9 protein-coding genes are annotated in these 12,531 nt (G+C 37.9%); all 9 read right to left on the bottom strand.

Annotated elements, in window-relative coordinates:
• Positions 1 to 5: 5 nt before the first annotated feature.
• On the bottom strand, positions 6 to 1,232 hold the full coding sequence (locus ACNSTQ_RS01610) for a TRAFAC clade GTPase domain-containing protein (RefSeq protein ID WP_418198105.1): 1,227 nt from the start codon (positions 1,230 to 1,232) through the stop codon (positions 6 to 8).
• 36 nt (positions 1,233 to 1,268) lie between these two features.
• Positions 1,269 to 4,256, bottom strand: coding sequence for a double zinc ribbon domain-containing protein (locus ACNSTQ_RS01605; protein WP_418198104.1), 2,988 nt, complete (start codon positions 4,254 to 4,256; stop codon positions 1,269 to 1,271).
• A 17-nt stretch (positions 4,257 to 4,273) separates the two neighbouring features.
• Entirely contained in the window at positions 4,274 to 6,370 is a 2,097-nt protein-coding gene (locus ACNSTQ_RS01600) for an Hsp70 family protein (protein ID WP_418198103.1), read from the bottom strand.
• Between the two features lie 11 nt (positions 6,371 to 6,381).
• Complete coding sequence (locus tag ACNSTQ_RS01595; protein WP_418198102.1) at positions 6,382 to 8,079, bottom strand: Hsp70 family protein; 1,698 nt, start codon at positions 8,077 to 8,079, stop codon at positions 6,382 to 6,384.
• Between the two features lie 28 nt (positions 8,080 to 8,107).
• Positions 8,108 to 9,160 (bottom strand): nucleotide exchange factor GrpE, encoded by a 1,053-nt coding sequence (locus ACNSTQ_RS01590; RefSeq protein ID WP_418198101.1) that lies wholly within the window; start codon positions 9,158 to 9,160, stop codon positions 8,108 to 8,110.
• 588 nt (positions 9,161 to 9,748) lie between these two features.
• Positions 9,749 to 10,102 (bottom strand): hypothetical protein, encoded by a 354-nt coding sequence (locus tag ACNSTQ_RS01585; RefSeq protein ID WP_418198100.1) that lies wholly within the window; start codon positions 10,100 to 10,102, stop codon positions 9,749 to 9,751.
• Positions 10,102 to 10,503: a flagellar export chaperone FliS gene (gene fliS, locus ACNSTQ_RS01580; RefSeq protein WP_418198099.1), complete on the bottom strand. Its 402-nt coding sequence runs from the start codon at positions 10,501 to 10,503 to the stop codon at positions 10,102 to 10,104. The genes ACNSTQ_RS01585 and fliS overlap by 1 nt, the downstream gene beginning before the upstream one ends.
• A gap of 37 nt (positions 10,504 to 10,540) precedes the next feature.
• Complete coding sequence (locus ACNSTQ_RS01575; RefSeq protein WP_418198098.1) at positions 10,541 to 12,118, bottom strand: flagellar hook-associated protein 2; 1,578 nt, start codon at positions 12,116 to 12,118, stop codon at positions 10,541 to 10,543.
• A gap of 32 nt (positions 12,119 to 12,150) precedes the next feature.
• A complete protein-coding gene (locus ACNSTQ_RS01570; protein ID WP_418198097.1) occupies positions 12,151 to 12,522 on the bottom strand; it encodes a flagellar protein FlaG in 372 nt (123 codons plus the stop codon).
• Positions 12,523 to 12,531: the final 9 nt, after the last annotated feature.

Raw genomic sequence — 12,531 nt, 5'->3', positions numbered from 1 at the left:
TGACCTCACTTTCTCTTTGTCCCTTTTATTATTTTGTGCTTATAGAGTAACCAAAGGAACGGATCCTCTACACGGTAAGGTTTAAAATCCTTAATCTTCATATCCATATCAGGGTTATAGCCTAATGACGAAAGACCAAAGAAACCATAATTTTTATAGTTCGTCTCAAGTGAGCGTGTCATTCCCGTCTCTGTCCACTCCTTAACCAATGTCTCGATTTCAGCATGAACATTCTCAAAGTCTCTTAAATCAAACGAACCATTCGTATGATAGCTTGGAAAATTTAAAGCACTAGACGGATCTAGTATTTTTTGAACCGCATCAATCTTAGAAAAAGCGATGGCCAATGGAATTTGAATTTTTTCATTTTGCTTTAAGTTTTTTGCTTTACGTATTAAGTTGGTTAATCGGAAAAGTATTTCTAAACTATCCGAATTTACATTAGGAAGGCGAGTACTATCACTCAATGAATTTCTAACAGAATCCAATTGCAGAGGATCAAGTAACAAAATAACTCCCGCTGAATTATATATGTACTTATTAACCGTTAGCATCGTATCTTCTTGGTCCAAGTCTTCTCCTGCAGCATCAAAAAAGGCTAAAGTAATAACCTTATGAATGACTGTTTTTTGTAACATGTTTTTCTTAGTGAATTGCAAAGTATACAATAGAGGTCTACGAACTTTTTCGTCAGAACGACCAGAGCGGGTCGCGTGGATCGTTTCTCGTTTCTTAAAAACAGGCGTCCAAAAGTCATCTCGGTAACGGTTAATCGTTTCATCATCAATTGGATGTAAGTTACATTCATAACTATCCCCAATTTCTCGTTTAATTTTATCAATTAAGACAGAAATATAATGACTCTTGCCCGTTTCCTTAACCCCAATTACTGCAAAGATTAAGTCCTCATATTGTCCAATAGTAGATGGTAGTTCAGAATGACAGCTAGGACAAATTTTTACCGTTGAGTTTTCTCCACATTGATCACAATTAGCATCTTCCGGCATTCCTTTTATGAAATTTCCGAACGCTCCACTTTGATTCGACGAGCGAAAGACATGCCCCATATCTCTTGGTCGATTAAAACCCTTAAAGTTCGAAAAAACCTCATCAGGTTCAGGTATGCATTCTTCTGACTCACTCTTACAACGAAATTTCACATCATGTAACTTATGACGGTTAAAACAATATGGACAAATGTAATCTTTCTTAAGTACTTTATCTATTACCATATTTCTCGTCCCTCTTTTTTCGTCTTTTTTTATCCCTTACCAAAGTCGTAATACATCTTTTCCGCCTTTTGGCTGCAGTCGTACTTTCGGTGCTTCCTTATCATTAATAAAGAAGAGCCTTGCGTACATGTTTTTTTCAAAGTGTTCAGATGGAATATCTACTTGCATTGTTCGAATCATTTCTTCGTTTCCTGGTATACGATAAATTTCTTTTCCATCCGTTTTACTCGTTGGAGGTGATAATGCCTTTTTCACTAAAACTAAACCAGGTAATGTTACTGCTGTATCTGTCGACAGCGAAACTCTTATTTTTTTCTTGAAAAAGCTGGACGTATTAATTTCATAACTAATCTCTACTGGCTTCGTATTTAAGCATAAATACTGTTCTCCGTTCGAGTAGATAACATCGTCCCCTTCTTCATAAACGGTAAATATTGTAAAATAATAATCTTGTTCACGACTAGAAATTTTGTAGCCGTCTAACAACTCATAGCTTCCTTTTTCAATCTGTATTTTAGTTGCTTGTGGATCGTCATGCGATACAGGAAATGCATCTTTACGATAAGCAACGATTACCCGTTTGATTTTATCTGGCCATATCCACTGAACAATGAGTGAGTTTTGCTCTACTTTATGAAAGATATTGCTGACTTCAGGGTGGTCTTTTGAGACTTTCATTTCTCCGAAGACAGCTACCTCTTCATTGAATGAAACGGGTATGAAGTACAATGGCTTTCTTAAGTTAACTTTTACAAATGCGGCCTTCTTCTCAGAGAAATCAACCTTGTCTCCGAGCTGAGGCAATTTATCGATTGGGCAGGTCTCTCCTTTTTTATAAGTAAAAGGTTGATTAGCATAATAGATACGAACTTCATCATTCATTTCCGGTATCTCAACAAAAACTCCATTGCCTTCGCGTTTAATTGTGAAGTCACCGACAACTTTAGGTAGACGAATAGCTTTTGACTGTAAACTTACACCTTCCGAAAAAGTAGCTGCTTCTTCTGTTCCATAACGTACGACAATTCGAAATCCATATGTCTTGCCAAAAGTTACAGTATCGTCCTTTACACCATCCAGTGTAACGCCTTTTAACTTCGTCCCATCCTGTCTGTTTGTTGGTACAGCCCCTTCTTTCCGCCATACTTCAACAGAAGTTGCTCCTTTTGGCGTTGTCCAATTTAATTCAATGACGCTGTCATCTTGATGAATCGTCACATCTGCCACCTCTGGACGACGAAGAAACGGTCCTTGGACCATTCCTTTTTCTGAAACGGTTTGACCTCGAACGGCAAACACACCGTAGAAGTATGGAGCACCACCTTCTGCACTATTATCTACAAATGAAGATTTCACGTTTTCTTGAATGATTTCGCCATCTGTACTATGTAATACCTCGCTTCCTTTTTTACGCAGGACACGGTAATGGATCGTTCCGGGCGATTCACTTGGTTGCCATTTCAAATGAATTTCAGCAGCACGAGGGGTAACTTGCAAGCTTTTCGGTGACTCCGGTGGCCATTTTGCAATCATATCGTTTGCCTCTTTACAATCAGCGGCAATTTCCATCGCTTTCATATAATATTGAGAAGCTTGGTTTTCATCTTGTAAGTTTCGAGCACGTTTTAATAAACTTTCTGCAGACAGAATATGATCTCTGCAAACTTCTTCTATACTTTTAAGAGTAACGGATTGCTCGATCGTCCGTTTCATTCTTAACAGTTCACTCCTAGCTGCATAGAACCGCTTATTTTCGACTAAACTCATTATTCTAGCAATCTTGCTTTCTTGGTCTTGTTGTTTACGTTGCACTTCCATTAATTTTTTCTTTACTTCCACGTTATCAGTCCAGCGACTTAATACTTGATGATATAGACGTTCTGCAATTTCAACCTCATCTACCGATAGATGATAATTCGCTTCACGTATGACTTTCTTCCATTTATATAAGTCGCCGACTTCAAAGCCACAACTGCTGCAAACATGGGCTGTCGATGGCACGATGCTCTTACAAGATGAACAAGTCACTTCTAATTCGTTTGCACATCTAGAACAATACTTATCATGTTCTCCATTAACTAACCCACAATGTCCACACTGCTTCAGTTTCTTTTGTTTCTTAGTGTTATTGTTACTTCCGACCGTAATATGATTTTGAGCACAGTATCCAGTTATAAACGAAGTTACTTCTTCTTGCGTTACACCTAAGCTCATTCCTTCTTTGACAATCTGCTCAAAGACGATATCATCTAATGTCGATGAGGATGTAGCGATCTGAATCGTTTCTTTTAAACTTTCAAGTCGCAATTGAATTAATGCAAGATCGTATTCCTTTCGTTCTCGCTGAAAGATCGATTTACAATAGGATTGAAGCTTTGTTTCATACTCACTTTTTGCATCTCGTCTTTTTTTCGATAACTCTTTATACTTTTCATCTGCAGTTTCTAGCAACGTATCAAGACTTGAGGTCGGTGAAACTTGCAGAAAGTCGTATAAACTAGGCACCCCACCTGGATGAACCGAGTTCACCCCTATGTTTTCACAAAGCTCTGCAATTTTCTTTGCCTTAGATGTGTCAACTGTTATCTCTCGCCGTTGATTTTGTTTACTTGATGCAGCTTTGACAGGTAGTGAGATTCGGCTTTTCACTTGGCTTTCAGACAAATGGAAGCTTTTCACCATATCGGCTACTTCACTTTCATAAATCCACCCTCTTACAGATAAAATTTGAACCATTTTATCGACAGCAGAAAAAGCTTCTCGCTCCTTTTCAAGCGCTTCTCTTTTTTTCATCTCTCTTGCAGCTTCGGCTTCTTCTAAACGCATATCAGGGTCTAACATGACCGCTTCAATTTCACTGACGAGTTCGAGATTCGCCTTCGCTTCTGTACTTCGGCCAGGATGGTTTCTTAGTTTTGACCATTCTGCACGCTTTCTTTTAATCTTGTTTTTAATCTCATTTTCATCTTCTGGGATGTTATTAAAATCCATTTCTAGCAGTAAGAAAAAGTTTTTTCTAGACATAATACTTACTTATCCTTTCACCTAAAGATTCTTAATCCGCCCGCTTTCTTTTTGGTGGCCAAGAGATTTTGATCACTTAATACTTGGGCTATTTTTGAGAAGGATTCTACGAGCTCTGTGAGATTTGTAAACAAGGCACTTTCTTCTGACGTCGCAATTTCTGTTAAGAATTCTTTATTTGCACTACCAAATCCAACGGCTATAACTTCTATACCTTCGTCGTGACAGGCTTTTGCCTGCTTAATCGCATTTGTTTGATTAGACCACATGCCGTCCGTTAACACGATAAGGAATTTATGACCATCCTTATCTTTCAATAGTTGGACTGTATCGGTAAACGGTTCTGCTAAGTTACCAAAACCCGTATCATTTTGGTGGAAATGTAAAGAGTATCTATCAATGCTATCGTTCAATGCTTCTGGGTCAGAAATCATGTCTTGAACAATCAAAGTTCGATCGGAGAAGCCAATTAAACCTGCAGTTGTATTTGAGAAGTCGAGTTTATTGATAAACTCTCTTGCCGCTTGCTGAGCTTCAGCCAGTGGTGCACCTGCCATACTTCCAGATAAATCTAAAGCAATACATACAGATAACGGCGGTTTTACAAGAACTTCTTCTTGTTGCTTTGGTGCTTGCGACAACCAACTTAGATCACTTGGAACATCTTCTTCTTTTGCCGGTAAAAGAACGCCGCTTGATTTATCCTCCGCACTTACTTGTACAACGCCATTTGCATCATAGGAATAGGAAACTTCTAGAACAGCCAGTCCGTTTGTGTTATGAGGGATATTCTGAATTTTATATTTTCCGACAATTGTACATTCTAGTGGATTATTACTCTCTCCCTGAGTCGTATAAACTTCCAAACTATTGTTTCTAACTGGGTTCGTTTCGATTTGATATGTTTTCTTTCTTGTCGAAGGGATCGACACATTTTTCGGAAGTATAATGGAATTTAGGTAACGATCGCCGTTCTTATTAATAGCAATCATTCCTAGACTATGACTCATTACATCTTCTATTTTCTTTTGACTGCCTAACGATAGTTTAGGACGTTTCGTTTCCCCACGTGACATATCAGCTTGAATAGCCGCGCCTAATGCAACAGCTTCATCAGGGTGAACTCCATTCAAAGGTGGTGACCCCGTTTTCGCTTGAATATACTCTGAAACCATCGGCATCCGTGTAGACCCACCAACTAGCAGGACATTACTCACTTGATCCCAACGCAAATCGGCTTGGTTGAGCGCTTGATTCGTAAGACTCCACGTGCGCTCGAGCAAATCCTCCGTCAGCTCTTCAAACAATTCTCTAGAAATCGTGAATTGGTCTCTTACACCGTTACATACAATAGGAATAGAGGTAGTTGATCGAGTCGTTAACGTTTTCTTAGCTTGCTCCCCTTTAATAATTAAATCATTCATCGTTTCAAAGTTCGCAAGAGGATCAATCCCGTGTACTTCTTCAAATTGTTCCGTAACGTAGGACACAATACGGTCATCCCAATCTTTCCCGCCAAGAGAATGATCGCCAGCCGTTGCTAACACTTTTATTCGTTCAGCGGAAACTTCAACGATCGTGACATCGAACGTTCCACCACCGAGGTCATAAACGATTAACGTTTGATTTTCAGTTTGATCTATTCCATAGGCTAGTGATGCGGCTGTAGGTTCATTAATAATGGCACTAACCTTTAAACCTGCCATTTCACCTGCACGCATTGTTTCTAACCGTTGTTTATTTTCAAAATAAGCAGGAACGGTGATTACCGCTTCATTCACCGTTCCCCCTAATACTGCCTCTGCATCTTTTTTTAACTTTTTTAAGACAATAGCCGCAAGATCAGTGGCCGAGTATTCTTGATCGTTAAAAAACTCCACAAAAGAGTCATCACCCATAGAGCGCTTAAAAAAAGAAGCGACTTCAATATCACCAAATGCCTGTCTTTCTTTCGCCTCTTCTCCAACTATAGGTTCAGATTCACCAAAGTAGATGACTGAGGGGGTCGTCGTTTTCCCCTCAGCATTCTTAATAATTTTCGGTTTTCCATGCTCATCGACGTAACTAATGACTGAAAATGTCGTTCCTAAGTCAATTCCGATTCGATAACTCATGTTTTTACCCATTAGCTTACCTTAACCGCCTTGCTGCGTTCTTTCGCAGCTTCCAACTCTTCACCCGAGATAACTGACTTTGTTTCAACCGTTGTTGAGACTTGGCGGGATTCTGTGCTTTCGACTGCTGTTACTTCTAAACGGCCTTCCTCGTTTAGTTTAAAAGTCACATCTAGTTCTGAGCCTCGTGGCAGCCCAGGAGGCATATCTAATAAAGCCATACCGATTTCAGTTGCATCCTCAATGGCTAACTGTTGTTCAGATACTTCATTCTCTTTAATCGTAATCTCAACGTTTTCTTGATTATCTTCCCTGGTTGTAAACGTTTCTGTTACTTCTGTCGGAACTTGATCGTTCTTATAGATAATGTTAAACACAACTTGTTCGTCATCTTCGTTGTAAGCAACAATACCGAAGCTTTTACTTGAAACGTTAATAATGGTTTTATTTAATGCACTTTTCACTCCACCAAGTGAGAAATTAAATTTCGATGCTACTTCATTCGCTGCTTCGCCAAGAATTTCTTTATCCGCACCGCTTGTATCACTTCCAAGACTAAATGTCGGCCCTTCTACGTTTTCCGTCGCCATCGAGTTATAAATTTTAATAATTTCATCTTTAATGATTGACTGATGACCAAATAAAGCAGCACCTTTTGAAACAGCCTCGTCTGGATCGAAGGTTACTGGAAGCTTGCCAAATTCTTTCGTGATCGCTTCACTGATTTGCGGCATACGTGTAGAACCACCAACAAGAATGATGTCGTCGAACCCTTCTACACCTTTTTTTTTCGCCTCATCTAGCATTAAATTCGTTAAACTCACCGTTCGTTCCGTCAAATGAGCTGTCAGTTCTTCAAATTTCTCTTTCGTTAATTCAACTTTCACACGATCTGTACCATGAGTAAAAGCAATTCCAGTTTTCGTTCGTTGAGTAAGCGTTTTTTTCGCTTTTTCTGCTGCAAGTTGCAATTCTTGGAAAGTCTCTGGATCTAGTAAAATATCATCGTCTTTTCCTGTTTGTTCATGGTATTGCTCAACGAGATAATTAATAATGGTGTCATCCCAATCTTTACCGCCTAAGTTATGATCCCCGCCTGTTACAACAACTTCAATCTTCTCAGAAGAAACTTTGATCATTGTAATGTCAAACGTCCCTCCCCCTAGGTCATAAACTAGAATTGTCTTTTCCTCTTGGTCATCTGGGTTATCTGTAAAACCATAAGCAATCGCAGCTGCTGTTGGCTCATTAATAATTTGAATGACATTTAAACCCGCAATTTCACCCGCACGTTTCGTAGCCTCACGCTCGTTTATTCCAAAGTAAGCAGGGCAAGTGATAACGACATCTTCTATCGTTTCCCCAAGAGTCTCCTGTGCATCATTTACTAGCTTTCTTAAAATTCTTGCCGATATTTCTTCCGGGCGGTATTCTGTGTCTTCGTGGAAGAAAACAAAGTTTTCATCTCCCATTGAACGCTTAACGAAAGAAACCACTTCTTCGGGGTACATTTTTGAAATTTCCTTTGCCGCTTCACCGACGATAATGTTGTTACCGCCTTCTTCAAAATATACGACAGACGGCGTAATTCGCTCCCCTTCAGCATTAGGGACGATTACTGCTTTATTATTTTCATCTACGTAAGAAATACAAGAATATGTAGTTCCTAAATCTATACCAAATACCTTTTTTAATTGTTCAGTCATCATCTATTCTCTCCTTTGATTTGCACTATGTTTAGTCGGAATTAACTTTGGCTTTTTTATCTAACGTATAAACAGAAACAAACTCTTTTCGGATATTCTTCCCATCCCACTCATAACCTTTACGGTATCTTCTAGCAATCTTCTTTTCATTCTCTGCATCTTGAGTCACTTCAGTCGAGTGGACTTTTTGTTTTAATGGATTAAATGTATCTTCTAAGCTCTCGTATGGCTCAACGCCTTGTCGATAAAGAACTTCTTCAATATCGCCCGTGATCATTTCCATTTGCTTCAGAATTTTTTCAGGATCAACTGGCTGTTCTGAAGAACGGTGGTTTTCAGTCAATTTCTGAATGCCGTCTATTACCATAATTAAGTCGTTGATCACTGGCATCATCGTGCTTTTGACAAGGTCCTGCTTATACTCTTGAACTTCATTATGTAATCGATCAATTAAACTTTCTTTATGTTGATCATATTTTAACTTCGCCATAAAATCAGCATTTAACGATTTTTGCAGTTCTTGTAATTTAGTCATTTCTGATCGTATTTCTAAAAGAGCTTCATTGTTGTCAGGCAACGGTTCTTCTATCTGTTCTGTAACTGTTTCAGTGACTGGTTCTGTTTTCTCTGCTTTAGGTTGCTCTTTTTGTTCCAGTCTTTCCGTCAGTTCTTTTACCTTTGCTTCTAACTGTTCAATTCTCGAGGAGGATTTCTCCAGATTTTCATCGTTGTGTTCGAGTTCTTGGATATTTTCATTTTCTAAAGGAGGGTTTTCAATGTTTTGATTTTCAATGTTCGACATCGCTTTAGGTAGTAGTTCTATTTCATCGACTACCTCATCTACTTTATTAGACTCTAGTAAATGATCTTCATTTGAATGATCTTGAATAATAACTGCTTCCGCTGGGGAGCTTTCCAGGTGATTTCTTTCATGTGTTTCGATCGAGGCTTCTAATTCTATCTCATCTTTCACCGCTTCCTCTTGCCGGTCTATTGGCTCAGGAAAGGCTTCAAATGACTCCTCATTATGTTTATTTTTATTCATAAAACTATCGAAGAAGGATTTCTTTTTTTCCCTTTTCAAGAGAATTCACCTCATTATATTAAAATAGTTATTAGATAAAACTTTGTTAATAGATATAAAGTCATTATAATTTACATAAAACGGATTAACAAGGAATTTATCCAAAATACTACATCTTTCGCACCATTCTTTTTAGCATATAAAACTTATATTTAACTGTTTTATGAAAAGGCTTTTTGGCTTAAAGCTTTTTAAAATTGCCGGTAAGCTAATTTATCATTTCTTTTGCTCACACTTTTAAATATTTTTTATTGATTTGATAGTAGGCTAGGAACTTTCCTAGGTAATTGGAAACCAGCTCTTACCAAAACGTATTAATTGAATTTATTAATTTTCAAAGGGGTTAGAGATAAACTTTTTGTTGAGTATGTTAGAACAATTTACATGCAACTGTCGGCAGGTTTCTCAACTCAATTGGTGATGTATTAGTAATAGTTTTGTATGTCTTTCCTATTCAAATTTTAGTAGTCCAATAGTAGTGGTATTTATTCAAAAAAACACCCCAAAAGTTAGTTTTTCACTCTAACTTTTGGGGTGCAGTACATTTGAAGGAGTGCTTTTTTTAATAGCAAGAAATTTGTCCTGTTGTTACTTCCTCTTATCAAAGAAAAAGCCATCTATGGGTTCATGATCATATGAGTTTTCATATTTCTTTCCTGTGTCTTTTTGCTTCTTAAGTTGAGTAATATCTGTCCTTACCGTCAGTAGATGACTGTTTAAAGACTCGTTGATTTTTTTATTCCATTCGACCATTAATACGGCCATTTTTTTCTCTTCGGATGTTTGCGGTTTTCCATTAAAGTTTTCAATCAGTTGTTGACGCTCGTCGATATGTTCTTGCAACTGCTCTATATAATCGTCTCTTTCTTCTTTCTCCATTGGCTTTTCTAGATAGTCTAACAACCGCTTCGTCGAAAGAAAAAGATCTTTAACTGACGTCATTATGCTTGGCCGCCTTCACCATGACGAGCTTTTCGATCAATGATGAGTACTTCTTTCCAAGTGTCTCTAAACTCAGTAACAAATTCTTCCGCTTCTTTCAAAGCTTTTAGATCTGCGTTGACATTAGCATCCACTAATTTACTTAAAATAAAGTCATAAACTCTTAACATATTTTGCCCAACTTCACTGTCAGTTTTCAGTGTAACCATTAATTCACGAATAATATCTTGGGCCTTAATTAAATTTAAATTCTGGCCTTCAATATTCTTATTTTCAATCGCCTGTTCAGCACGTTTGATAAACTTTAAGCATCCGTTATATAACATTAATGTCAGTTCACCCGGTGATGTGGTATTCATTGCCTTTTGCTTATAAGTTGCATACGGATTTGTTGCTGCCATGATTTCATCCCTTCTAAAATCGAATTATAATATATATCTATTGCTGATTTCCGAATAACATCGAAAACATTTGCTCAGCCTGAGAGTTCATTTTTTGCATAGCTGTTTCTAGCGCTGTGAATTGATTCCAATATCTTTGTTCTAATTGTTGGAGACGTCGTTCAAAATTAGAAATACGATCATCTATTGTAATTATTTCTCTTCCTAACGTAAATTGATGATTTTGTCGTCCTTCTCTACCCGCTCTTTGGTTGATCTGTTCCATTGTGGAATCAAATGTTCTTGTTAAGCGACGAATAACTCCACTTTCGCCCATCCCTTCACCATTAGCCATAAATAATTTAAACAGATCCTCTGGGTTATTTTCAATCGCTTCTCTAAGGCGCTCTTCCCCATTTAGCCTTCTACCATCAGCGACGGTCCTTCTTTCCGGGTCAAGGATAATTTTACCTCCATCGAAATATTCTCTTGAACTCACTAAACCAATAGAAGACAACTGTTTAAAAGCCCCAATTTTATCTCCACTAATACTGCCAAACATTTGAGTACGCATTTGACTTAACCCATTGGACAGGATGGAATCATTACGGAGAAGCCCACTCATTGCCTTTTCTTCCCACTGTTCGATTTCTCGTTCACTCATCGCTTCTTTTTGTTCATCTGTTAATGGCGGAAAGTCACGGAATCGATCTTCCCTAATCTTACCATTCATCGTATCCACAAGCTCATTATAATCTTCCACAAACTTCATGATCGCATCATAGATTTTATCTGTATCTGTAGTTGTTGAAATATTAACAGGGCCCGTTGTTACTTCTTTTAACGTATATCTCATATCATTTATCGTGAATGTGTTTGAAGTTCTCTCCGTTCGAAACCCGTTAATAGAGAATTCCGCATTTGTCCCATCTGTTTTACCACTAAGTGCAGAAGAAGTCTCTTCAGTAGGTGTAGGCACATCAAAACCTAATTTATTCATTAAATTAGCCGTGTTCTCATCTAAAACTTGGATGTTGGCACCTTCACCTGTTTTTTTGTTAGATAATATGACTTGTTCACTGTGACTATCAAAAAAAGCAGTTACTCCAAGGTTTGAACCATTAATTTTAGACATTACATCTGATAACTTGTCCGATTCGTTAATTACAACCGTTGCCGCTCTTGGAGTATCAGCACCTGGTTCAGTTACACTAAAAGAAAGTGTAGCTTTACCTTCAGCATCGAAAGTTAACCCTCCCCAATCTCTGGCTTGTGTGGTTTTCACATTATCTTGAACCGCTTGATCTGAAACCCAAGTAGCACTAGTTGCGATTTGATGGACTTCTAAGCGATTAGTAACATTCGACGGAGTCCCTACAGATACCGCTGAAACGGCATTTTCATTTGTGCTCGTAATCTTTTTTTGAAAGAATGTACTTTGCAAAGCTAATCCTTTTGCCCTTAGCGACTCCCTTAAAGAACTAATTTTAAGGTTAACTTCACGATAAGCATCTCTTTGCCATTCAACCGTTTGTTTTCTTTGTTGTACTTTATTAAGCGGCATTCTTTCTGCTCGCATTAAGTCATCTATAATTTGATGGGTATCCATCCCAGAAGCAAGTCCACCGATCCGCATCCATCATTCAACTCCTTATTACTGTTAATTACTTATATTCTTTGATCGATCATTAGCCCCATAAAATCTAACATCGACGAAACCATATCTAGAAACTTCTCTGGTGGAATTTCTTTAATTACCTCATCCGTTTGGCGATCTACCACTTGTACATAGATCCGCTCTAAATCTTCATGAAAATTAAACTTCAAACCAGTATTCTTCGCTTCCATCATTTGATTCATAGATTCCAATTGAGTTTCTATATCATCAATCGTAAACTTTTTTACTTCTTTTGTTTCATGTCTTGCTTTTTCCATCAAGTCTTGATTTAACCGGCTTTCAATGACTAGTTCCTGGTTTTGTATATTCTTAGGTTGTTGAAACGAATGCATTGTTTGTGAGATATTCGATTTAACTTCCATGAAAATTTT

The organism is Alkalihalobacterium sp. APHAB7, assembly GCF_048323755.1.
Lineage (GTDB): Bacteria > Bacillota > Bacilli > Bacillales > Bacillaceae_F > Alkalihalobacterium.
Note: the sequence above shows the minus strand (reverse complement) of the source record. Positions and strands in the feature narration are given on the sequence as shown.